Raw genomic sequence first — 22,294 nt, 5'->3', positions numbered from 1 at the left:
TCTATTTTTTTGTTAAAAAAGCTCCGGCTTCAATATTGCTTCTAATAGTTCTAAGTGCAGTTCTTGCTTCTCTTTCATTTGCGAAAGGACCTACTAATACTTTGTTTAGTTTGCCTACTTTATGGAATTGGTACGTATAACCTTTACTTGTAATTGAATCTAAAAACTTTTTGTTTGGTTTATACTTTGAAAAAGAACCAACTTGAACAAAATACTGTTCACCTGAAGATTTTGTCTGTGTTGTTTTAGTAAATTGCTGTTTTTGCTGTGTTACAGGTTTTTTTGAAGCTTCTGAATTTTCAGATTTACTTTGCGTTTTTTTAATCTCCTTGGTAGATTCCGCCATACTTTCTTGTTTTAGTTTTTGTGCGATTTGATCAAGGTTATTCTCTTCAATTGCTTTTTCTTGAACAACTTCAACTTCTTCAAAAAGAGCTTCTTCTTTAGGTGTCTCTTCTACTACTGATTTTTCAGCTACACTTTGCGGAGTCGGAAGAGGAACAGGTTTTGGCAAGTTTTCGCCATCTGTTGAGTTAAGGGTATTCATAAGCATAACAACTATTATTAGCACTACTCCTAAAGTAGCAACAGCCAGCACTACTTTTTTGTTTGAACTAGAACTATTACCTTTGTTTAATATAATATCGTTTAACTCGTTTTTCTCTTCCATTTTAAACTCCTATTTTTATTTTACATATGCTTCGACCAAGAAGCACCGCGTTCTTTAGCATATACCTCATAAGGTAGCGTAAGTATGTTATACTCGTTAGGCATATCGTTATTTGGAAACATACGCCACTGCTTTGGTTGTTTTGCAGCTAGTTTCATACTAATCATTTTACCAAGTTGTATAGCCTCTTGTAAAGTGGTATGACCTTTATGTATATATACGTGAAGATGACCCTCTGTTTTCGTCTTGTATGCCGTAAAGTTTATATATCCCTCTTCCCGTAGCAAAAGTTGTGCCTTGTGATAAAACCTTTCAGGATCTCTACCGTTATAGTCTATAACTATATTTTCAACTTTTCCGCGGGCGTTTACTAAAGAATGCGCGACGGTAATTTCGCCTTTAAGGTGTTTATTTATGACTTGCGAGTTTAAAGGAGCGTTTACTTTTTTAAATTTATTGTAAAAAGTACGTCCTTTAAAAGAAATCTTATCAACTACCGAATCACTTTTTTGCCAATAGTGGCTGGTAATCATTTTAATAAGTTTCATATCCATAGCAGTCATTTAAATATCCCTTTTTTTATTTTTATTAGTAAGTTGATTGGTTGTAAATAACAAAGTTTTGAGCTAACTCTTTTAACTCTTCTTTTACTTTTGCCTGTAATTCTGTGTTATTTATATCATCTAAAACATCTGCTATTTTGTTCGCAATAATCTCAAACTCTTTCTCTTTCATACCACGACTTGTAAGTGCAGGAGAACCTACTCTGATACCTGAAGTTACAAACGGGCTTCTTGTCTCACCGGGAACAGTGTTTTTATTTACGGTAATACCTGCATTGCCAAGTGCTGCATCTGCATCTTTACCTGATATTTCACGACCAACAAAAGAAACTAATACTAAGTGATTATCAGTACCGTCGCTTACTACATCATAACCGCGTTTTATAAGTACTTCGGCTAAAACTTTTGCATTAGCTTTAACTTGTTTAGCATACTCTTTCCAAGCAGGGCTTAGGTTATGTTTAAATCCAACTGCTTTTGCAGCAATTACATGCACTAAAGGTCCACCTTGTAGAGCAGGGAAGATTGCAGAGTTCATTTTTTTAGCAATCTCTTCATCGTTTGTCATAATCATACCACCGCGTGGTCCTGCAAGAGTTTTATGCGTAGTAGTAGTTACTACGTGTGCATGAGGGAATGGACTAGGGTGTTCGCCGGCAGCAACTAAACCAGCAACGTGAGCTATATCCGCAAACATTATAGCTCCTACTTCGTCAGCTATCTCACGGAATTTTTTAAAGTCTATTTCACGAGCATATGCGGAAGCACCACAAACTATAATTTTTGGTTTAACGGCTTTTGCTATTTCCATGATTTTATCATAGTTCATACGACCGTCAAGCTCAACACCATAAGTAAAACTTGAATAGTTTTGACCGGAAAAACTTGGTTTTGAACCATGAGTTAAGTGACCGCCGTGACTTAAATCCATACCTAAAAGCTTATCACCTGCTTTTAAAAGACCCGCATAAACGGCAGCGTTAGCTTGAGAACCTGAGTGAGGTTGGACATTTGCATATTTACATCCAAAAAGTTCACATGCACGGTCAATTGCCAATTGTTCAACGCTGTCGGCATATTCACAACCGCCGTAGTAACGTTTAGCAGGATAACCCTCGGCATATTTATTTGTAAAAACAGAACCCATAGCTTCCATAACTGCAGGAAGCGTAAAGTTCTCAGATGCAATCATCTCTAAATGATCGGTTTGTCTTTCCAACTCTTTTTCGCATAAATCGAAAATCTCTTTATCAAATTCTTGTAAAAAACTCATGTTACAAAATTCCTTGTAGGTTTAAATAGGGCGATTTTACAAAAAAAATAATTATAAACGACTGAATAGATAGATGAAGAAGATTAATCTTCTTCAGTTTCTTCTATTGAAGTGCTTTCACTGAGTGGTTTCATAGCAGGGAAAAGAAGTACATCTCGGATGCTGTGTTCATTTGAAAGCAGCATAACGAGTCTGTCTATACCTATACCTTGACCTGCTGTTGGAGCCATACCGTAACTAAGTGCATCTACAAAATCCATATCCATTTCATGAGCTTCGTCGTCACCGCCTTCTTTTGCCGCACCTTGTGCAACAAAACGCTCATATTGGTCAACAGGATCGTTAAGCTCGCTAAATGCATTTGCAATTTCTCGACCTGCAATAAACAGTTCAAATCTCTCTGTAATATCAGGATTTTCATCGTTTCTTCTTGCTAGTGGAGATAAGTCAACAGGATATTCAGTTATAAAAGTAGGGTTGATTAGTTTTTCTTCAACAAATTCATCAAACAGTTCACCCTGCAGGTAACCAAGTGTCATATTCGCATCTGCTTCAAGATTTTTACTTCTTAAATAATCTAGTATCTTTTCTTTATCGTTAACTACATCAGATGGAACACCACCTATATCCGTAAGCGACTGAATTAAAGGAATCTCTGTAAATTTATCAAAATCTACTTCCATATCCCCGTAAGGAAGACGTTTTGGAAGGTCTAAGTGTTCAAAAAGATACTCAAAATACTCTTTTGTAATAGTGATTAAATCTCTGTATGTTTTATATGCCCAGTAAAATTCTATAGATGTAAACTCAGGATTGTGGGTAGCATCCATACCTTCATTTCTAAAGTTGCGGTTAATCTCAAATACAGCTTCAAAACCACCGACTATAAGACGTTTTAAATACAACTCCGGTGCTATTCTTAAATATCTGTCGATACCTAGTGCATTGTGATGCGTAACAAAAGGTTTTGCATTTGCTCCACCGGCAATCGGATGCATCATAGGAGTCTCAACTTCCAAGAAACCTTTGTCTTCAAAAAAGTGACGAGTCAGGGAAATTACACGTGAACGAATTTGGAAGGTTTTTCTAACTTCGGCATTCATGATAAGGTCTAAATATCTTTTTCTATACCTAATCTCTTTATCAGTTACACCGTGAAACTTTTCAGGTAACGGTGCTATAGCTTTTGTTAAAAGTTTAAGATCGTTTGCATGAAGGGAGAGTTCACCTTTACCGGTTACAAAGGGATAACCTTCTACTTCTACAATATCACCTACTTCAATATTTTTCTTGAATATATCGTTATAAAAGCCTTCAGGTAAATTGTCGCGTGCTACATATACTTGAAGCATCCCGCTCTCATCTTCGATTTTTATAAAACTTGCCTTACCCATAATACGTTGAAGTTTTATGCGTCCACTTACAGTGTAGTGACGATTTTCATCACGTTTATCTTCTTTATGTTCAATATCTGCATTTACGTTTAAATATTTTGCTATAGTCGTATTTCTTTTTGAATCATTTGAATATGGATTGTATCCAGATTCTTTTAGTGTTTGTGCTTTTTGGATTCTTTGTTGTATAAATTTATTTTCAAAAGCCAATATTTCTTCCTTAATTTGTTTATTTATTTTCTTTTTCTTGGCATTCTTTACATATACCGTATATCTGCATGGAATGGTCTTGCATCTTGAAACCTAATTCATCAGCAATTTTATGTTGTCTGGCTTCTATCTGTTCATCAACAAACTCTGTTATCTTTGAACATCTTGTACATATAAGATGGTCATGATGGTTTTTAGCCCCGAGTTCATATTTTTTACCTTGTGCTCCAAAAGATAAAGACGTAACCATTTTAGAATCTTCAAGTAAGGAGAGTGTTCTATAAACCGTAGCTATCCCTATATTTAGTTCAGAATACTTTTTTTGCAGTACCTGATGCAAAGATTCAGGAGTCAGATGCTCATTGGAATTGTATAAAGATTCCAATATCACTTCTCTTTGGATAGTAAATTTTAGATTGTTTTTTTTAAGAAGTTTTTTAAAGTCTTCTAAAAGTTTATTATACTCAACTGTACGTTCTGAAAAATTCGTTGAAATATCACTCATTAAATATCTCCTTTTGATTTGTTTCAAATTGCTCTTTGATTTGATTATCTACATCTTTAGCGATCTCTTTTGCTTTCTCATCGATTATAGTCTGAGTTTGTTTTTCAATTGTTTTTGTCGCATTATCGATAGTCTTATTTATATCGTCGCTAACGGATACCGGATCAATTTTCATTATAACCGAACCGGTTTTGGTAAGTATAGGAAATAAAAATGAATTTTGCATTGCGGAATCAATGGTAGGTCTTAACGAGTTTACGTTATAAACGGCATGTGCAATTACGGCAGCAATAAGAAAGAACTTACTTGCACCGAACGTAAAGCCTAAAATTCTATCATATACACCAAGTCCACTTATCTTGCTTAATTTTTTAAACGCTAAACCTGTACTTATCATCAGTAACCAAAAGATACCCAAGGTAACTAAAAAACCGGTAAAGCCTATAGCACCTTTGTTGTCAAAATTAAAAATAAGATTATTTAAATATTCTCCTACTTCAGGACCGAATCTGGAAGCTATAAATATACCTCCGATGATACCCAGTAAACCGAAAACTTCTTTAAAAAAACCGTTTAAAATTCCTTTTAATCCCAAAAGTAGAATTATCGCACTCGCAATAATATCAAAATAGTTCACTTCCATATTTTATATAGGCTCCGTAGATATTTTATTTTTGCCTGAATGCTTTGATCTGTATAAAGCTTTGTCCGCTCTTGTAATAAATGATTCCGGAGTATCGCCTACTTTGAGCTTTGTAGCGCCTATACTTATTGTAACACCTATATTGTTACCTTTATAAATCAGTTTATTCTCACTTACGAGTCTTAAAAGTCTTTTTGCGATTGTTATACATTCACCGTCTTTTATCCTGTTTAGAATAACTATAAATTCTTCGCCTCCGAATCTAAAAACTTTATCTCCGTCTCTTAGAGTTCTTTTTAATATTTTTGATATATAAATAAGAATTTTATCGCCTGCTATATGCCCGAATTCATCATTTATCTGCTTAAAATCATCTATATCTATTACCAAAAGATGTGTTTCGTATTTATCGGTTGCATTTTCACACATATCAGCCAAGTATTTATTTAGTGCACCCCTGTTGTATATTTTTGTAAGCGGGTCAAGATTTGATTTTTCTTCTAAATCTTTAATTTGCGTAGAGAGTTCAGAGATTATAAAATTTGCTCTTGCTACTTCATCAACCATATGATTTTGAATTTCGTTAAATTTCGAAGTTAATTTAGGCAAATTAATAGGTTCTATTTCACATGCAGCTATGGCTTCTTTATGTTTCTCGGAAAGTTTAGAGATTTTAGAACTGGTTTTTTCATAAGAAGTAAGACACTCTTTTGCAATGTTTTTATAGTTATCGGCAAGTAAGTTTTTTTGGGTGTTATAAGAAGTTAAATCGTTATCGGAAATATCAGATATTAATTTAGCAGAATTTTTTAAGTACTCGGATAAATGTTCTTTGGTTATTTCTGTGTTTTCGTTAAGAAAATCCGTTATATTTAAACACAATTCATCTAGGAGAGGTTTTAATTCATTTATTGCCATTGTGAAATTTCTTTATTCATAAATTTTATTTTCCGACATTATACACTTTTAAGCTTTATGGATACTAAAGGATTTAAGACACGATATAAAGTATAACTTAGGTATTTTTGGATAAAATTACGAAAATTATAAATTAAGGTATAAATTATGGGTATTTGGACACCGGAAAGCTGGAGAAGTAAACCGATTTTACAACAACCGACATATCAAGATAAAGAACATTTAAACAGAGTTCTAGCAGAGTTAAAAACTTACCCACCACTTGTATTTGCAGGGGAAGCAAAAAGATTAAAAGAACAATTGGCAGATGTTGTTCGCGGAGAAGCATTTTTACTTCAAGGCGGTGACTGTGCTGAGAGTTTTAGCGAGTTTCATGCCAATAATATTCGCGATACTTTCAAAGTACTGATGCAAATGGCTGTTGTTATGACATATGCAGGTGGTGTCCCTGTTGTAAAAGTCGGTCGTTTGGGAGGACAGTTTGCAAAACCTCGCTCATCCGATACTGAAACGATAGACGGTGTTACACTTGATTCATACCGTGGAGATATTATAAACGGTGTTGAGTTCTCAAAAGAGGCTCGCGTACCGGATCCTGAACGTATGATAAAAGCTTATAACCAAGCATCAGCTACACAAAACCTACTTCGTGCTTTTGCTACGGGCGGTATGGCGGATTTACATAAAGTTCACCAGTGGAACCTTGATTTTGCGCATAAAAGTGAAGCAGCGGAACACTATGAAAAGCTGGCAGAAGAGATTGAAACTTCTTTAAAATTCATGCAGGCATGCGGAATTACGTCAAAAACTTATAGAAATTTGCGTGAAACAGATTTTTACACATCGCATGAAGCTCTTTTGCTTCCGTATGAAGAAGCATTTACGAGAAAAGATTCACTTAGCGGTGAATGGTACAATACTGCCGCACATATGGTTTGGATTGGGGATAGAACTCGTCAGCTTGACGGTGCTCACGTTGAATATATGAAGGGTATTAATAATCCTATAGGGATAAAAGCGGGACCTTCTATGGATCCTGAAGACTTAATCAAGCTAGCTAATGTATTAAATCCTAAAAATGAAGCTGGAAGATTAAATGTGATAGTTCGTATGGGTGCAGATAAAGTAGGTGAGGGTATGCCTAAACTGATTCGTGCGGTTGAGCGTGAAGGATTAAATGTACTTTGGTCGTGTGATCCGATGCACGGTAATACTATAAAATCATCTAACAATTATAAAACTCGTCCCGTAGATGCAGTTTTAAAAGAGATGAAACAGTTCTTCCAAGTTCATAAATCAGAAGGTACGTACGGCGGTGGTGTGCATCTGGAGATGACAGGTAAGAATGTAACCGAGTGTATAGGCGGTTCGTTTGTAGTAAGAGAAGAGGATTTGAGTTCTCGTTATCACACACATTGTGACCCGCGTTTAAATGCAGACCAATCTTTAGAACTGGCATTTTTAATTGCCGACACTTTAAAAGAAGTTAGAAAATAAGCTTGCAAACACAGGTTTTAAAACTAATCCTGTGTTTGGGGTTGGTTTTCCCGGTCTTAGCTTTTTCAAATGAAACAAAAGTAAAAAAACAAAGCTTTTATAAATTGGTAGTCCCTGCCGTAAATAAAGTGTACGCAGAACTAGACTACAGATACAAAACTCTCAAAAAAAATATAGATAATAACAATACAAACAGTTCTGTTGTCCTTAAGTATATGAAAAAATATAAAGCAAAAAACTATAAAGATTTACTAAAAAGAGTTAAACCGCATCCAAAAAGTATAGCTATAGCTCAAGCTGCTATGGAGAGTGGATGGGCAACTTCACGTTTTACAAAAGTTGCAAATAATCTTTTTGGTATTTGGTCATATAACAAAAATGAACCAAGAATTCCTGCAAGCGTAAAACGAGTAGATAAGACTGTATATGTAAAAAAATATCCTAGTCTAACCGACTCTATAAGAGATTATTACTTTGTTTTAGCAACCGGCTATGCATATGCGGAGTTTCGTGAATTGAAGATGAAAACCGATGACCCGTTTAAACTTGTTAAAAAGCTTGATATGTATTCAGAAAAGCGTTCCAAATACAGTGAAGAACTAATTAAAGTTATAAAGTATAATAAGCTTTATAAATATTAACTTTGATTCTCTATCTCTTCAATTTTTTCCTCTATGGTAAGTAGCTCTTCAACTTTTTGCTCATAAGTAGTTTCTAACTCCTCAAGCTCAGATGCTAGTTTTGTAAGCCCAATCTCTTGGTAACAATCAGGATTAGCTATACAGTTATTTTTTTCATCTATTTTAGCTTCGAGTTCCTCTATTTCTGCAGGTAGTTTTTCCAAAGCTATTTTTTCTTTATATGTCAGTCTTAGAGGTTTACTTTTTTGCTCTTTTATTTCCACTTTTTTAGATGTAGATTCTGCCTCTCTTTCCATTTCGTCTAGCTGTTTTAACTCACTCTCGATTTCAAGATACTCAGAATAGTTTTGGTAAGATTCCTCAATGGTCTTATCTTTTTTAAATATAAATAATTTTTTTGCAATTTTATCTACAAAATATCTATCGTGACTAACTATTATGACTGCACCGGAGAAATTGACAAGCTGTTCTTCAAGTATATTGATAGTTGGAATGTCTAAGTCGTTTGTAGGTTCATCAAGAATTAAAATATCTACATTTTTGGTAAAGAGTAGGGCAAGTGCTATACGGTTTTTTTCTCCTCCGCTGAGTACGCCTATCTTTTTATCCAGATATTCACGTGGAAAAAGAAAGTTTTTAAGGTATCCGTAAACATGCATATTTTTTCCGCGAACTTCAACCCTGTCTCCGCCAAAAGGGCAAAAAGTCTCTATAAGGTTTTTATCATCATCTAGCATCTCACGGTGCTGGTCAAAATAACCTATTTTAAATTCACCCTGTTTTATAGTACCGTGTGTTGGTTTTATACGTCCAAGAAGGGCTTTAAGAAGTGTAGATTTTCCGCTTCCGTTTGGTCCTACTATGGCTATTACGTCTTTTTGGAGTATGCGTGTATTAAAATCGTGTAAAAGTTCCTTATCACCCAGAGTTAAACCCAAATCTTCAACTTCAAAAAGCATCTTTTGTTTATTTACGCTTTTGTCACGGTTGAAGTGTTTAGCTTCGCGTTGAAGTTCCAAGCTCATCTTACGGATTTGAGCAGGATTTGTTTTTGCAGCTTCGCGGAGCTCCATCAAACGTTCTTTTCGACCTTCGTTTCTTTTAAGTCTTGCACGTACTCCGCGGGAATACCATTCATTTTCTCTTTTTAAAAGACCAAGCATATTTTCATGTTGCTTTTGCAGTGTACGTAAATATTCCTCTTTTTGTGTAAGGTAGTCTGAATAACCGCCGGAATATTGTCTTAGTTTTTCATCTTCAACTTCTATAGTCTTTGTTGCGACTTTATCTATAAAATATCTATCGTGAGAGATAAACACAAGAGTAAAACGCTCCTTTAAAAGAAGCTGTTCTAAAAACTCAACCATATATACGTCAAGGTGGTTTGTAGGTTCATCAAGTAGTAATATGTCGGGCTTTTGAAGTAGTAGTGAAGCTAAGGCTACACGGCGTTGTTCCCCACCGCTTAAGAGGTTTATATTTTTATTCTCATATCGCTTTAAATCAAAATGTTGGATGATGCGTTCAATTTTATCATCCAAATTCCAAGCAGAGTGATGCTCTATATATTTTGATAGTTTCTCATGCTCATCTATAAGTTTTTTATTTTCAAAATCTTCAGCTATAAGGTGTGAGAGTTCATCATATCTTTTTTTGGCTTTGTTTATCTCTTTTAGTCCTGCTTCAACAGCATCTCTTACATTATGCTCAGGCTCAAATACTGGACGCTGATCTAGCATTTTAACTTCTAAGCCCTGACGAATTATACGCTCACCGTCATCTTGCTCAAGCGTGCCGTTTACAATTTTCATAAGTGTAGATTTACCGCTGCCGTTTTTACCTATGACAACGATACGTTCACCCTCATCTATATGAAAATTTATCTCTGTTAAAATTTTTTGTGCTTCGTAATGTTTTGATATATTTAATAGGTCTATTAAAGCCATGAGTTTTTGAATTTCCTAGAGTATCTTAAAGTATGAAATGATACCCTAGTTGTGGTAAAAGGAGTCTAAAGATATTTAAATTAAAATATCTTAGGAACTGAGTTGTTTATGTAGCGAATTTAAGTCACCCAATATATTTATACTGTAAATCTTTTCGTTTTTTATATGTATAAATGAAGCACCGGAGTATGATATCCTTCTTCCTGTTGGTTCATAATCGAATATTTTACCCTCGTGCGTACCTGAGTATGTAACGTATATCGCTGCCATATCGTTTTCAAAAACAGATATTTCTATGGCATGATAAAGATTTGGAAATGCTTTTGTTAGCATTTGAGCATACTCTTTAAAACCTTCAATTCCGTTTGCCGTAATATCGAGTGAACCTCGAAAACGAATATCTTCATCGCAAAGTTTATCCGCTTTATCAAAATCTTTTTCATTCCACATTTGATAATAAGCCGATACGATTTCTCTGTTTGTCATCATAATCTTCTTAATCTCTCAATTGACGTTTATGTGAAAATTTTTCCATTGAATAATAGTCTTCATCGTCAAAACTATTATACTCATCATAATCATCATATTCTATAGTGAAAATTTTTGGATAACCAAGTTTTATTAACTCTTCATCAACCATCTCACTACTAAAACCTTTGTTTTTGCAAAGTTCAACGATGCCTGCAATATGTTCAGCATCAACGCCGGCAAGTTCCATGTCAAATACCATATCTGAAATGTTCATTGTGTCCTCAATAAAAAATAAATCTATATATTAGAAAAATGTTGTTTGATAGAAGATATCAAACACAGCCGAAAAAACCACTCATATGAGTTAGAAATTATACTCTTATTTTGAGAAAATTTGTGTTGTATTTTTAGTTTTTTGGTAAAAAATTATCCAATAAGCAAAATCAGCCCAAGAATAAGTATAATAGATAAACTTCCATATTCCAAAAACTTTTTAACTTTTAGATTCGTATCTGTTTTTTTACGCATATATACACTCAAAACTGCAGATAAAAATATAATAGTACTCATACCAAGACTCATAACGAGTGCGGATAAAAAGCCGGCATAGTATAGTCCAAGCGATAGAGAAAATATAAAAATAGTTATAGTTCCTGGGCAGGGTATGATGCCGGCAGAGATTATAAGTGCTGCATCCGTCGAGTCTTTATCAACCTTGCATGAACCGCATCCGCAAGTTTGAGGATGTGGAGCAGTTGAGAAAGTAAATTTCGGTTTTGCCAACTCTTTATATAGCTTGTGTTTTTTCAAAAGCAGATATACCGCTATAAAAATAATAATAAGTGCGGATATCTTGGTAGTATAAAAAACGGCATTATCTATAAACTGTGCAAACAATGCATCAATAAAGAAGTATATAGCTAGTGTCAGAAAAAATGCCGAAAAAGTATGGACTACACCGATTGCCAACGATATAAAAAGAGCTTTTAGATATGATTTGTCATTTGTTAAAAAGTAGCTAGCTACCAATGTTTTTCCGTGTCCAGGTCCAAGGGCGTGTACAACCCCGTATATATATGCAAATAGAAGAAGAGAGATATATGTCAATGGATTTGATTCGTCTTTTATAGATTCAAAAAGAGATTTTATTTTTTCTATACTCTTTTTCAGTATATTTTCCTGTGAAAGTTTCTCTTTTACAAGCGTTTTATTTATATCTGAACTTGCATCTACTGTTTTGTTTTTTTTCTGAACTTGGATTTTTTTATCGTTAAAACCGCTATAGGAGAAGAGGATGTTTGCGGTAAATAGATATGGATTAGCCTCATAAAACGGCTCTTTAGAAGTTGTATTTATATCTGTAACGACAAAACTAAAAAAAGCTTCATCATCTTCAAAAACAAAAGATAATCTAGACTTTTCTTGTAGGGACGCATCTACCTTGCCATCGAAAGTATATATTAGCTGATTGTTTTTTATATGCAGGCTAAAATTTTCATAAACAGGGGAAAGTGTTTTGGAATTTTCATTTGAATCTATTAATTTTATTTTGCTTAACATATTTTTATTTTGCAGATAGTTGTTTTTTATATCTAAAATGATGTCTAACTCTTCTTTGTCTAATTTTGAGTTCTTGTTTTTATCGTATTGGGCTCTAATCTCATCTATATAAATATCCGAAAATTCCCATACAAAATGGATGTTTTTAACACTTTTATCTTTAATATCGAGTTGCAGTTTAACCTCTGCCGTAGGTACCATTAATGCACATGTCGCACATGCAAAAAGATTATAAGACAATAGAGCCGTAAAAATAATAGTTTTAATTGTCATAACCTACACATATCTCTCTTGCACTGAACCAGTCAGCTATGCCTTTATCGTTATATTGATACTCCTGTTGTTTTAGAGGAATTGCACTGTTTCTCATTTTTGAGCGTATAATTCCTACAACTATAAAAGATAAAATAAATGTGAAAAAAGCTATAAAATAATCATATATATACCATACAACGAGTGTTGCAATATAAGTAGTGAACTTTAAAAATACCCATATTATATAAGAGACAGCTTTGCACTTAAAAGAGTGTAATTTTGGTGTTTGTTCAATCATATCTATTATATCGTTTGTCATTTGCTACTCTTTTTACTCTCAATTATCTTCTTAAGAGGAGATATAGTCGGATAGAGTACTTTTGCGGATGGTACATCACCTGAAGCAGGGTCTAAATGGGAATCTTGGTCGTCAAAAAATATATGCGGTTTGTAAGCTTTTAAAAACCTGCTTTTTTCTAACCCACCTAAAAAAAATGCTTCATCTACATATACGTTCCAGCTTCTTAATGTTTTTATAACCCGCATCTCCGCAGGTGAGTTTCGTGCCGTCATAATTGCCAGTTTTATAGGTGAGTATTCTATACGTCCGGGTAGTCTTTCTTGGATTTTAGATAGTTTTTTTAGAAGATTGGCATGTGGACCTTGAGCTAAAGGTTCATCTTGATTTTTATCTTCATTTTCATGAAAGGAGGGTAAACCTTTTGTCTGGTTAACTATTTCACTATCTTCATTAAATATAACTGCATCTGCATCAAATGCAAAACGAACTTGGTCTTCTTTTAGATGCTTATTTGATTTAGGCGGTGCTTTTACGATAGCTGCCGCACAAACATTACTGTCTATTACTTTTTGTGCATCTTCTTCGCTCGTAGTTAAAAACAAATCGACATAAAAAGCTTCTAAATAATCTACGTTTGATTCACCCGCGGTAAATGCCGAACGTGAAATATTTAAATTTCGTCTGCGTATCTCGTTTAAAACACGTACACCTGTTTCAGGGCTGTTTCTTGACATTACGACCACTTCAACTATTGGAGCATCACCGTCTTTTTTGTGTTTGTTTAGATTTAAAAGTGCTTTGACAAGAGGCATGCCTGTTCCGTCTTCAAGGGGTTCGTTTTCATTTTTAAGCATATAGTTTCTGTACTCTTCTATTGCAGTATCGGGATCATTTATAATTTTGCTTTGAAAAATTTTATCAGATTCTGATAAATCAAATAAAGCTGTGGCAGAAATCCCTATTACAAGTGATTCAGAAAGATCTATCGGCATATATATCCTTTGAAAAAAGTATTATAGTAAGAATATTTTTTTATAGTGCTTAAATTATAATATTAAGATAAAGCAAAATAAGCTAAATTAACTTTAGTCATATAGACTAAATAAACTTGATTTAATTTGCAATTATTAACTTTTTTTTGCTAATATTTCAATTATAAAATATAGATTTACACTATAAAAAGGATATAAAATGGCAAAACATCAGTTTCAAACAGAAGCAGATCAAATATTACACTTAATGACACATTCACTTTACTCAAACAAAGAAATTTTTATTCGTGAGTTAGTGTCAAATGCATCGGATGCGTTAGATAAGTTAAATATGCTTGTTTTAACAGATGAAAAGTACAAAGATGTGACTTTCTCACCTCGTATAGATATAGTAGCAAATAAAGAAGCAAAAACTCTTACAATCAAAGATAGCGGTATCGGTATGAATGAAGAGGATCTGATGAATAACCTCGGTACTATCGCAAAGAGCGGTACTAAAGCATTCTTAGAAAATATGACGGGTGATCAGAAAAAAGACTCTCAACTTATCGGTCAATTCGGTGTTGGTTTTTATGCATGTTTTATGGTAGCTGATAAAGTAGAAGTAACTACAAAAAAAGCAGGAGAAGATCAGGCTTACATCTGGACAAGTACCGGTGCTGGTGAGTTTGAGATAGAAAATGCAACTCAGGACGGACACGGTACTACTATCGTTATGCACTTAAAAGATGATGAAAGTGAATTTTTAGAAGAGTATAGAGTAGAGAGCATTATTAAAAAGTATTCTAACCACATACCTTTCCCTATTTTTATGGATAAAGAAAAGTATATCCCTGCAGTAACTGATGATGAAGGAAAAGAGACAGAGCCTAGTAAAACCGAGATTGAAAACAAACAGATAAACAAAGCAAACGCTCTTTGGACTATTGCGAAAAAAGATATCAAAGATGAAGAATACAAGGATTTTTACAGCTCGTTTGCACATTCAAGCGAAGAACCTCTTACTTGGATGCACAATAAAGCAGAAGGTGCAATAGAATATACAACTCTTTTTTATATCCCTAGTAAAGCTCCGATGGATTTATACAGAGTTGATTATCAAACAGGAATTAAACTATATATCAATCGTGTATTTATTACGGATGATGAAAAAGAGTTAATGCCTACATACTTACGTTTCTTACGCGGTGTAATTGATTCAAAAGATTTACCTTTAAACGTATCTCGTGAAATTTTACAATCAAATGCAGTAATGGCTAAAATTAAAAATGCATCTGTTAAAAAAGTTTTATCTGAACTTGCTAAAATGAGCAAAAAAGATAAAGAAAATTATGATAAATTCTACGGGGAATTTGGAAATGTTCTTAAAGAAGGTCTTTACAACGACTTTGCAAACCGTGAAAAGATTTTAGAGCTTTTACAGTTTAACACTCTAAATTCTTCTGAAAAAGTGATGATAGAAGATTTTGTCAAAAATGTAGATGAAGAAAAAAAAGAGATATATTACATTACGGGTAAAACTTCTGTTGAGATGTTAAAAGCATCTCCGTCTTTGGAGCGTTTTAAAGCTAAAGGTATCGATGTATTAATTTTAAATGAAGAGGTTGACGGAATTATTTTCCCGATGGTAACTGAATATAAAGAGTATAAACTGGTTCATATTTCAGATGCAAAATTTGAGTTAGATGAACAAGAGACAAAAGCCCAAGAAGAGACTGCTAAAACTTATGAAGGTTTAGTAGGGCAGTTTAAAGAAGCTTTAGGTGAGAGTGTTAAAGATGTTGAGACTACAACGGATTTGGTAGATTCACCTGTTAAGTTAAAAGAGGATAAAGAAGACCCCGCATATATGATGGCACAGATGATGAAACAGATGGGTCAAGACGGTGGTGACCATCCTGCTCCAAAACCGATTTTACAAATAAATCCTAAACATGAGTTGCTTGAAAAACTAAAAGATTCTTCTGATGTAAACTTAGTTAACGATGCTGCACATGTCTTACTGGATCAAGCTAAACTGTTTGACGGACAAGAACTTGATGATACCGCAGATTTTATATCACGTTTAAATAGGATTATCACAAAAGCTATATAGAAATTAACAATATATGTGTGTTTTTGTAGCACTCATATATTGATTTATGTGAATCAATTCTACAAAATGATTGAATTCTCAGTTAAATTTGACTATAATCTTAATTAAATAAAATCTGGGAAGTTTATGTTAAATAAAGTAGAAATTGATGACACTATTTCAAAAGAAGATAATATTGCATCAATATTAGAACTTGCAAAATCCGTATGCGATAATGTATTCAGAGATAAAGAAACTTCCTTTAGGATTCCTTACATTTATGATTATTCAATACCTGCTAACGAATTAGGCTTGGATAAAAAACTAATTATTCAGCTTATTGAAGACTATATTTCACAAATTTTTAAGACATATAATATGTTTCATGATAGTTTAGAAAATATTTCAAAAACTATAGGTTCAGAAAAAGAGTTGAAAAAATTAGAACTTAAAAACCTTGCACATAAAAACTTGGGTGTAGCTAGAAATTTGAGAATAGAAGATGCTCAGGTTTTATTAACGGATTTGATGAATAAACATGATGATTTAGAACATTTAAAAAGATGTATAGAAGCTTTGATGGCGTGTGCCTTTAAACTGAATCCTAGTTATGCATATGATGTTTTAAAGTTAAAAAAAGTAAAAGACTCGCTCTAATTTTCAATTATTTTCTAATAGAACCTGAAATTTTCTCCAATAAATTTTCATTTGGTTTTTTAGTAACTGTTTTTTCTCTTACCGGTAAAGAGAGGGCTAAAATTATAAATACAAATGAAAAAATAATCCCTGACAAAATACTAAGAATCATTTTTAACTTAAAATCTTTCATAAATTTATTATATCATGTTAGTATGTTATATGAGTAAAATATTGTTGCATATCGCATTTTTAAGTCTTTTTGTTTCTTTATCCTTTGCAAAAGAGCCTACACTCGCCACACTAAGGTCTGTAAGTACAAATGAATTTCAAAAATTCAGCATAGGATTATATGAATTTATATGCAGACCATACGGTGTTATAACGGTGGATGAATTATATAATAGGGCGGAGTTTAATTCAGAATGTAAAAAAAATATTCAAGAGTTTTATTTTCAAAATCCCATGAGTAAATATTTTACACAAAATTTGCTAAAAAACAGACAGCTGTATCATATAGAATTTAAAGAAGAAAAATGTATTCTTTATGCAAAAGGAAAAATGACAATGTCCGAGCTTTTGGTTAAAAACGGATTAGCACTTAAAAATCCGCTTGCAAAAAGTGAAGAGTTTGAATATTCTCTGATACAGGCACAAATCTATGCCAAAGAGAATAAAATAGGTTTGTTTAAAAACAATATAAGTGATAAATGTATATCAGAATTAAATAAAAACTAATTAATCTCTTTTATGTGTCATATATATCCAAAACTCTTTGTGAGAATAACCTCTGTTTAAAAAATATATTTGAAGTATGCCGACTCTGTATAATGTAATTAGCATCTTGGCAAAAGGGATAAAAAGACTTATACTTACCAGCAACGATTGTTCTTTATCGCCTTTAAGTTTTATCATGTCTTCGATACCTATGTTTTTTGTTAAATACACTCCAAACAATATAGAAAATAAAAAGTTAAGTGTCAATCCAAAAATTAGGTATGCTATAAATTCTTGTTCATACATTCCTGCAATCATATGTAAAAATACTCCATAAATAATTATAAAAAATAATTCTATCCAAAACAATCTTTTTATTTTATTATAGAATTTATGTAAGTGTAAAAAGTAACAAAAAAGTATGATTTTTTAAATTAAAAAGATGCCAAAAGTAAATTTAAACATCTTTGTATTATAATGCACCCAAATTATGAAATAAAGGTAGATTTATGGAAACTAACCTCGTAATTGAGGGTTTTAAATTTTTGGGTCTTGGAATGGGAACGGTGTTCATATTCCTAATGGTGTTAATCGTTCTTATGAACGTTATGTCAACGCTGATTCATAAATTTTTCCCAGAGCCACAGGCTAGTAATGCATCATCAAACGGTAATGCAAATAATAACGATAATAAAAAAGTGATTGCGGCAATATCGGCTGCTATAAAACATCATAGAGAAGGTTAAGGATAAAAATGGCTAAAAAATTTATAGATGTAATGGATACAACCTTTAGAGATGGTTTTCAGTCTGTATATGGTGGTCGTGTACTTATGGATGACTTTTTTCCGGCTGTTGAAGCTGCGAAAACAGCAGGTATAAACCACTTTGAATTTGGTGGAGGGGCTAGATTTCAGTCTTTATACTTTTATTTAAAAGAAGATGCATTTGAGATGATGGATAAATTCCGTAAAATAGTAGGACCGGATGCAAACCTTCAAACATTGGCTCGTGGTGTTAACACTGTAATGTTAGATACGGGAAGTAAAGAATTAATTGATTTACATGCAAAACTATTCAAAAAACACGGTACTACTACTATTCGTAATTTTGACGCATTAAACGACGTAGAAAATTTAAAATATTCGGGTGAGAGAATATCTCATCACGGACTTAAACACGAAGTTGTTGTAACAATGATGGACCTTCCTCCTGGATGCCACGGTGCACATGATGTTGCTTTTTACGAAAAAACTCTTCGTGAGATTTTAGACAGCGGTATTCCATATGACAGCATCTGTTTTAAAGATGCTTCAGGTACGTCATCTCCTCAGAAAGTTTTTGAAACTATCAAGATGGCTCGCAGTTTAGTTCCTGAAGATACGCATCTACGTCTTCATACACATGAGACAGCAGGTGTATCTGTTTCTGCTTATATGGCAGCGCTTGAGGCTGGAGTTGACGGTATAGATATGGCAGCTGCACCTGTAAGTGGCGGAACTAGCCAACCTGATATTTTAACAATGCTTCATGCTACTAAAGGTATGGACTTTGATTTAGGTGGATTAGAGATTGAAAAAATCTTAACTTATGAAAAAGAATTACAATCATGTTTGAGTGACTATTTTATGCCGCCTGAGGCTACAATGGTTTCACCTGTTATACCGTTTTCTCCAATGCCGGGCGGTGCATTAACTGCAAATACTCAAATGATGCGCGATAACGATATTTTAGATAAATTTCCGGAAGTTATTGCTGCTATGACTGAGGTTGTTGAAAAAGGTGGTTACGGTACTTCTGTAACTCCTGTTTCACAGTTTTACTTCCAACAGGCTCTTAATAATGTTATGCAAGGTCCATGGAAAGCTATTGCTCCAGGTTACGGAAAAATGGTGCTGGGATACTTTGGTAAGACTCCGGTTGAACCGGATCCTGAAGTTGTAAAGATTGCTTCTGAAAAGTTAAATTTAGAACCTACTAAAGAAAAAGCACTTGATTTGGCAAATGCTGATGAATCTAAATCTTTAGAGACTTGGATTAACAAACTAAAAGAAGAAAATATTGAAATTACAGAAGAAAATATTTTTATAGCAGCGGCATGTCAAGATAAAGGTATCGCATTCTTAAAAGGTGAAAGCGAATTAAATGTTAGAAAAATTTCTCAAATGAAAGAAGATTGTAAAGAAGGAAGTAAAGAGATGAGTGGAAATTATACTGTAGTAGTAGATGGTCAAAAGTTTAGTGTTCAAGTAGCAGAGGGTGATGCAGATATTCAAGTAACTGCCGTAAACGGAGAAAGTGCTTCTACTTCAGCTCCTGCTCCTGCAGCAGGCGGTGCCGGTGATGATATTAAAGCATTAGTACCGGGTAATGTTTGGAAAATTATAATGAATCCTGGTCAAAGTGTTAATGAAGGAGATGTTATTATGATTTTGGAATCTATGAAAATGGAAATTGATATAGTAGCTACTCGCGGTGGTGTAATCAAATCAATCAATGTTGCTACAAATGATAAAGTAGTTGAAGGTCAAGTCGTAGCTGTAATAGGATAGTCTTTATGAAAAAATTTTTAGTAAAAATTCTTGCTTTGTTTATGCTTCTAGGTCTTACTAGTGCATTTGCAGCTGCTCATCCGGCACCTGAACAAACAAAAGAGTTAAAACCTTATGAAGCGAAACCGTTTACTCAAATGATAAATGGTTTCTTAAATTCAACAGGTATCAATGCCATGGTAAATCCTAATCCGAATGAATTAAATTCACACGGTGAAAAGATGAGTGATTTTCATAAATCTTGGGGTCGTATTATAATGATTCTGGTTACATTTGGTCTTTTTTATCTTGCTATTGCAAAGGGATTTGAGCCACTTTTATTATTACCTATAGGCTTTGGAGGTCTTTTAGCTAATATTCCTGTAGCCGGAATTGCAGGACCTGAAGGCTTCTTGGGAATTATTTATGAAATGGGTCTTTCTAACCAGTTATTTCCGATTTTAATTTTTATGGGTGTTGGAGCAATGACAGACTTTGGTCCTCTTCTTTCCAATCCTAAAACCGCTCTTTTAGGTGCTGCGGCACAGTTTGGTATATTTGGAACACTTGTCGGTGCGGTTGCACTTTCGCAATATACTACTATATTTGATTTTACCCTGCGTCAAGCATCCGCAATTTCAATTATCGGTGGAGCAGACGGTCCTACATCTATATTTATCGCTTCAGCTCTTGCACCTGAATTATTAGGAGCTATTGCTGTTGCATCTTATAGTTACATGGCTATGGTACCTATTATTCAACCTCCAATTATGAAAGCTTTAACAAACGATGACGAGCGTAAAATAAAAATGACTACTCGTCGTCACGTATCCCGTTTAGAGAAACTTGTTTTTCCTATTATGGTTTTAGTTCTTGCTATCTTAGTATTACCGGATGCTACACCACTTATCGGTGCATTTATGTTTGGAAACTTTTTAAAAGAATCAGGAGTCGTTGATAGATTAAGCAATACTATGCAAAATGAGCTTATAAATATTGTTACTATTTTCTTAGGTTTAGCAGTTGGTTCAAAACTAGCATCCGATCAGTTCTTAGTAGCTGAAACTTTAGCTATTCTCGGACTAGGTATTATTGCCTTTTCGGTAGGTACTGCGGCAGGTGTAATTATGGCTAAAATTATGAACCTTTTCCCTGGTGAAAAAATCAATCCTTTAATTGGTTCGGCAGGTGTATCGGCAGTACCTATGGCTGCTCGTGTTTCAAATAAAGTCGGTATGGAGTATGATAGACAAAATATGCTTTTAATGCATGCAATGGGTCCAAATGTTGCAGGTGTTATCGGTTCAGCCGTTGCGGCGGGTGTATTAATCTCTCTATTCCAATAGTATTTTAAATATTATAAAATTTAAATAGCAACGCATCTTTAGCGTTGCTACACTCGTCAGATACTTTTAGTATCTTTCCTCATTAAGCGCCTCAAATACCTTAAACGTATGGAATATTTTTTGAAAGAATGCAATGCAAAAATGCATTACATAAGAGAGTTTTATTTTTTTACTCTATTCATAACATCCACAATTAACGGGATAATATTATGACTTTTAGTCTTATCTATAAATCCGTTAGCACCTAATGACTCAGCTTCTCTTTTATTATTATCACCAGTCATGGATGAGTTTACGATTATAGGGATATTTTTTGTCAGAGGATTTTTATGCAACTCTTGAATAACGGTAAATCCACTCATCTCCGGCATCTCAATATCGGTAATTATTGCCGGTATCAGAGAAGGATCAGACATTTTTTTAATGTAATCTATTAAAAGTTTTCCGTTTTCAAAGAGTTTCATATCTATATTTGAGTTTTTAAATATTTGAATAAGGTGTCTCTGAGCCGTTTTAGAGTCTTCTGCTATTAAAACGGTACCTGCTTTTAATTTGGCAGGGATATCTAAATCTTTAAGATTGCCAGGTGATTCAAATACATCAACCATAGCTTGAGGTATTACGTCCGATAAAAGTTTTTCATAATCTAAAATTAAACAAAGTGAGCCGTCTTCAAGACGTGTATGATTCATTACGACACCGCCTTCTTGGCGGTAACTGTCTGGGGCATGCATCTCATTCCAGTTTTTCTTAACTACTCTGTATGCAGACATAATTCTAAGACCTATAATTACACCGTTAAAATCACAAATAAGTATATTAGATTTTTGTACAGATTCTTTAGAAAGGTTTACATCCAGCCAAGCAGGAAGATTTAATATAGGTATCTGTAATCCGCGTAAGGTAATCGTACCTTCAAGAAGAGGATGTGATGAAGGTATTTGAGTCAAAAAATGGTTTTTTGCCTCAACTACTTCCCTTGTCTTAAAAACATTAATTGCATAAAAAGCAGACTCTTGACTTTCACTTATTCTAAAAACTAATAGTTGAAGTTCATTGTTCTTTGCGAGATTTGTTGCAGCATCTACATTTTCTAGTATAGACATACGAATTCCCTTTATCTATTTATTGTTAAATCATAGCGAAAAATAA

23 protein-coding genes are annotated in these 22,294 nt (G+C 33.7%); 8 read left to right on the top strand and 15 right to left on the bottom strand.

What is annotated here, in order from left to right:
• Position 1: 1 nt before the first annotated feature.
• From FJR48_RS07010 to FJR48_RS06980, 7 genes are all read right to left on the bottom strand, one after another.
• The gene (locus FJR48_RS07010; protein ID WP_152307437.1) at positions 2-670 is read right to left on the bottom strand and encodes an SPOR domain-containing protein; all 669 of its coding nucleotides are present in this window, start codon (positions 668-670) and stop codon (positions 2-4) included.
• A 20-nt stretch (positions 671-690) separates the two neighbouring features.
• Positions 691-1,233 (bottom strand): DUF1882 domain-containing protein, encoded by a 543-nt coding sequence (locus tag FJR48_RS07005; protein WP_152307436.1) that lies wholly within the window; start codon positions 1,231-1,233, stop codon positions 691-693.
• Between the two features lie 25 nt (positions 1,234-1,258).
• Positions 1,259-2,506, bottom strand: coding sequence for a serine hydroxymethyltransferase (locus FJR48_RS07000; protein WP_152307435.1), 1,248 nt, complete (start codon positions 2,504-2,506; stop codon positions 1,259-1,261).
• Between the two features lie 83 nt (positions 2,507-2,589).
• Positions 2,590-4,110 (bottom strand): lysine--tRNA ligase, encoded by a 1,521-nt coding sequence (gene lysS / locus FJR48_RS06995; RefSeq protein ID WP_152307434.1) that lies wholly within the window; start codon positions 4,108-4,110, stop codon positions 2,590-2,592.
• Positions 4,111-4,129: 19 nt separating this feature from the next.
• Entirely contained in the window at positions 4,130-4,615 is a 486-nt protein-coding gene (locus FJR48_RS06990) for a Fur family transcriptional regulator (RefSeq protein WP_152307433.1), read from the bottom strand.
• Complete coding sequence (locus tag FJR48_RS06985; protein ID WP_152307432.1) at positions 4,608-5,258, bottom strand: CvpA family protein; 651 nt, start codon at positions 5,256-5,258, stop codon at positions 4,608-4,610. Before FJR48_RS06985 ends, FJR48_RS06990 begins: the two co-directional genes overlap by 8 nt.
• 3 nt (positions 5,259-5,261) lie before the next feature.
• Positions 5,262-6,176 carry a GGDEF domain-containing protein gene (locus tag FJR48_RS06980; RefSeq protein ID WP_152307431.1) on the bottom strand — a complete coding sequence of 305 codons (915 nt, stop codon included), beginning with the start codon at positions 6,174-6,176 and terminating at the stop codon, positions 5,262-5,264.
• 147 nt (positions 6,177-6,323) lie between these two features.
• On the opposite strand from FJR48_RS06980, the gene FJR48_RS06975 reads away from it, so the two are divergent.
• Both FJR48_RS06975 and FJR48_RS06970 read left to right on the top strand, forming a co-directional pair.
• Positions 6,324-7,673, top strand: coding sequence for a class II 3-deoxy-7-phosphoheptulonate synthase (locus FJR48_RS06975; protein ID WP_152307430.1), 1,350 nt, complete (start codon positions 6,324-6,326; stop codon positions 7,671-7,673).
• Positions 7,674-7,708: 35 nt separating this feature from the next.
• Entirely contained in the window at positions 7,709-8,314 is a 606-nt protein-coding gene (locus FJR48_RS06970; RefSeq protein WP_152307429.1) for a glucosaminidase domain-containing protein, read from the top strand.
• Here the strand turns inward: FJR48_RS06970 and abc-f are convergent.
• The 6 genes from abc-f to FJR48_RS06940 form a co-directional block, all read right to left on the bottom strand.
• Positions 8,311-10,260 (bottom strand): ribosomal protection-like ABC-F family protein, encoded by a 1,950-nt coding sequence (gene abc-f, locus FJR48_RS06965; protein WP_152307428.1) that lies wholly within the window; start codon positions 10,258-10,260, stop codon positions 8,311-8,313. The two genes, FJR48_RS06970 and abc-f, sit on opposite strands and share 4 nt — an antisense overlap.
• Before the next feature lie 90 nt (positions 10,261-10,350).
• Positions 10,351-10,746, bottom strand: coding sequence for an ester cyclase (locus FJR48_RS06960; RefSeq protein WP_241856028.1), 396 nt, complete (start codon positions 10,744-10,746; stop codon positions 10,351-10,353).
• A gap of 10 nt (positions 10,747-10,756) precedes the next feature.
• Positions 10,757-11,005 carry a hypothetical protein gene (locus tag FJR48_RS06955; protein WP_152307426.1) on the bottom strand — a complete coding sequence of 83 codons (249 nt, stop codon included), beginning with the start codon at positions 11,003-11,005 and terminating at the stop codon, positions 10,757-10,759.
• 152 nt (positions 11,006-11,157) lie between these two features.
• Positions 11,158-12,564, bottom strand: coding sequence for a nickel/cobalt transporter (locus FJR48_RS06950; protein ID WP_152307425.1), 1,407 nt, complete (start codon positions 12,562-12,564; stop codon positions 11,158-11,160).
• Positions 12,554-12,865 carry a hypothetical protein gene (locus tag FJR48_RS06945; RefSeq protein WP_152307424.1) on the bottom strand — a complete coding sequence of 104 codons (312 nt, stop codon included), beginning with the start codon at positions 12,863-12,865 and terminating at the stop codon, positions 12,554-12,556. Before FJR48_RS06945 ends, FJR48_RS06950 begins: the two co-directional genes overlap by 11 nt.
• Positions 12,862-13,839, bottom strand: coding sequence for a 5'-nucleotidase (locus FJR48_RS06940; RefSeq protein ID WP_152307423.1), 978 nt, complete (start codon positions 13,837-13,839; stop codon positions 12,862-12,864). The genes FJR48_RS06945 and FJR48_RS06940 overlap by 4 nt, the downstream gene beginning before the upstream one ends.
• 199 nt (positions 13,840-14,038) lie before the next feature.
• Between FJR48_RS06940 and htpG the strand changes: the two genes are divergently transcribed.
• The 3 genes from htpG (at position 14,039) to FJR48_RS06925 (ending at position 17,287) form a co-directional block, all read left to right on the top strand.
• Complete coding sequence (htpG, locus tag FJR48_RS06935; RefSeq protein WP_152307422.1) at positions 14,039-15,934, top strand: molecular chaperone HtpG; 1,896 nt, start codon at positions 14,039-14,041, stop codon at positions 15,932-15,934.
• 126 nt (positions 15,935-16,060) lie between these two features.
• Positions 16,061-16,570 carry a hypothetical protein gene (locus tag FJR48_RS06930; RefSeq protein ID WP_152307421.1) on the top strand — a complete coding sequence of 170 codons (510 nt, stop codon included), beginning with the start codon at positions 16,061-16,063 and terminating at the stop codon, positions 16,568-16,570.
• A 201-nt stretch (positions 16,571-16,771) separates the two neighbouring features.
• Positions 16,772-17,287 carry a hypothetical protein gene (locus FJR48_RS06925; RefSeq protein WP_152307420.1) on the top strand — a complete coding sequence of 172 codons (516 nt, stop codon included), beginning with the start codon at positions 16,772-16,774 and terminating at the stop codon, positions 17,285-17,287.
• Here the strand turns inward: FJR48_RS06925 and FJR48_RS06920 are convergent, their stop codons facing one another.
• On the bottom strand, positions 17,288-17,584 hold the full coding sequence (locus FJR48_RS06920) for a hypothetical protein (protein WP_152307419.1): 297 nt from the start codon (positions 17,582-17,584) through the stop codon (positions 17,288-17,290).
• Positions 17,585-17,775: 191 nt separating this feature from the next.
• On the opposite strand from FJR48_RS06920, the gene FJR48_RS06915 reads away from it, so the two are divergent.
• From FJR48_RS06915 to FJR48_RS06905, 3 genes are read left to right on the top strand one after another with little or no spacing between them, the layout of a single operon-like run.
• On the top strand, positions 17,776-18,012 hold the full coding sequence (locus FJR48_RS06915; protein ID WP_152307418.1) for an OadG family protein: 237 nt from the start codon (positions 17,776-17,778) through the stop codon (positions 18,010-18,012).
• Positions 18,013-18,020: 8 nt separating this feature from the next.
• Positions 18,021-19,817 carry a biotin/lipoyl-containing protein gene (locus tag FJR48_RS06910; RefSeq protein WP_152307417.1) on the top strand — a complete coding sequence of 599 codons (1,797 nt, stop codon included), beginning with the start codon at positions 18,021-18,023 and terminating at the stop codon, positions 19,815-19,817.
• Positions 19,818-19,822: 5 nt separating this feature from the next.
• Positions 19,823-21,142 carry a sodium ion-translocating decarboxylase subunit beta gene (locus FJR48_RS06905; RefSeq protein WP_152307416.1) on the top strand — a complete coding sequence of 440 codons (1,320 nt, stop codon included), beginning with the start codon at positions 19,823-19,825 and terminating at the stop codon, positions 21,140-21,142.
• 161 nt (positions 21,143-21,303) lie between these two features.
• Here FJR48_RS06905 and FJR48_RS06900 read toward each other — a convergent pair whose 3' ends face one another.
• Positions 21,304-22,248, bottom strand: coding sequence for a chemotaxis protein (locus FJR48_RS06900; RefSeq protein WP_152307415.1), 945 nt, complete (start codon positions 22,246-22,248; stop codon positions 21,304-21,306).
• Between the last annotated feature and the right edge of the window lie 46 nt (positions 22,249-22,294).

This window comes from Sulfurimonas lithotrophica (assembly GCF_009258225.1).
In the GTDB taxonomy this organism is placed as follows: domain Bacteria; phylum Campylobacterota; class Campylobacteria; order Campylobacterales; family Sulfurimonadaceae; genus Sulfurimonas; species Sulfurimonas lithotrophica.
Note: the sequence above shows the minus strand (reverse complement) of the source record. Positions and strands in the feature narration are given on the sequence as shown.

What these genes read in the sequence shown, in the direction of transcription:
- FJR48_RS07010 (WP_152307437.1), bottom strand. Translation starts at nt 670, where the DNA reads ATGGAAGAGAAAAACGAGTTAAACGATATTATATTAAACAAAGGTAAT.
- FJR48_RS07005 (WP_152307436.1), bottom strand. Translation starts at nt 1,233, where the DNA reads ATGACTGCTATGGATATGAAACTTATTAAAATGATTACCAGCCACTAT.
- FJR48_RS07000 (WP_152307435.1), bottom strand. Translation starts at nt 2,506, where the DNA reads ATGAGTTTTTTACAAGAATTTGATAAAGAGATTTTCGATTTATGCGAA.
- FJR48_RS06990 (WP_152307433.1), bottom strand. Translation starts at nt 4,615, where the DNA reads ATGAGTGATATTTCAACGAATTTTTCAGAACGTACAGTTGAGTATAAT.
- FJR48_RS06985 (WP_152307432.1), bottom strand. Translation starts at nt 5,258, where the DNA reads ATGGAAGTGAACTATTTTGATATTATTGCGAGTGCGATAATTCTACTT.
- FJR48_RS06980 (WP_152307431.1), bottom strand. Translation starts at nt 6,176, where the DNA reads ATGGCAATAAATGAATTAAAACCTCTCCTAGATGAATTGTGTTTAAAT.
- FJR48_RS06975 (WP_152307430.1), top strand. Translation starts at nt 6,324, where the DNA reads ATGGGTATTTGGACACCGGAAAGCTGGAGAAGTAAACCGATTTTACAA.
- abc-f (WP_152307428.1), bottom strand. Translation starts at nt 10,260, where the DNA reads ATGGCTTTAATAGACCTATTAAATATATCAAAACATTACGAAGCACAA.
- FJR48_RS06960 (WP_241856028.1), bottom strand. Translation starts at nt 10,746, where the DNA reads ATGACAAACAGAGAAATCGTATCGGCTTATTATCAAATGTGGAATGAA.
- FJR48_RS06955 (WP_152307426.1), bottom strand. Translation starts at nt 11,005, where the DNA reads ATGAACATTTCAGATATGGTATTTGACATGGAACTTGCCGGCGTTGAT.
- FJR48_RS06950 (WP_152307425.1), bottom strand. Translation starts at nt 12,564, where the DNA reads ATGACAATTAAAACTATTATTTTTACGGCTCTATTGTCTTATAATCTT.
- FJR48_RS06945 (WP_152307424.1), bottom strand. Translation starts at nt 12,865, where the DNA reads ATGACAAACGATATAATAGATATGATTGAACAAACACCAAAATTACAC.
- FJR48_RS06940 (WP_152307423.1), bottom strand. Translation starts at nt 13,839, where the DNA reads ATGCCGATAGATCTTTCTGAATCACTTGTAATAGGGATTTCTGCCACA.
- htpG (WP_152307422.1), top strand. Translation starts at nt 14,039, where the DNA reads ATGGCAAAACATCAGTTTCAAACAGAAGCAGATCAAATATTACACTTA.
- FJR48_RS06930 (WP_152307421.1), top strand. Translation starts at nt 16,061, where the DNA reads ATGTTAAATAAAGTAGAAATTGATGACACTATTTCAAAAGAAGATAAT.
- FJR48_RS06925 (WP_152307420.1), top strand. Translation starts at nt 16,772, where the DNA reads ATGAGTAAAATATTGTTGCATATCGCATTTTTAAGTCTTTTTGTTTCT.
- FJR48_RS06920 (WP_152307419.1), bottom strand. Translation starts at nt 17,584, where the DNA reads ATGATTGCAGGAATGTATGAACAAGAATTTATAGCATACCTAATTTTT.
- FJR48_RS06915 (WP_152307418.1), top strand. Translation starts at nt 17,776, where the DNA reads ATGGAAACTAACCTCGTAATTGAGGGTTTTAAATTTTTGGGTCTTGGA.
- FJR48_RS06910 (WP_152307417.1), top strand. Translation starts at nt 18,021, where the DNA reads ATGGCTAAAAAATTTATAGATGTAATGGATACAACCTTTAGAGATGGT.
- FJR48_RS06905 (WP_152307416.1), top strand. Translation starts at nt 19,823, where the DNA reads ATGAAAAAATTTTTAGTAAAAATTCTTGCTTTGTTTATGCTTCTAGGT.
- FJR48_RS06900 (WP_152307415.1), bottom strand. Translation starts at nt 22,248, where the DNA reads ATGTCTATACTAGAAAATGTAGATGCTGCAACAAATCTCGCAAAGAAC.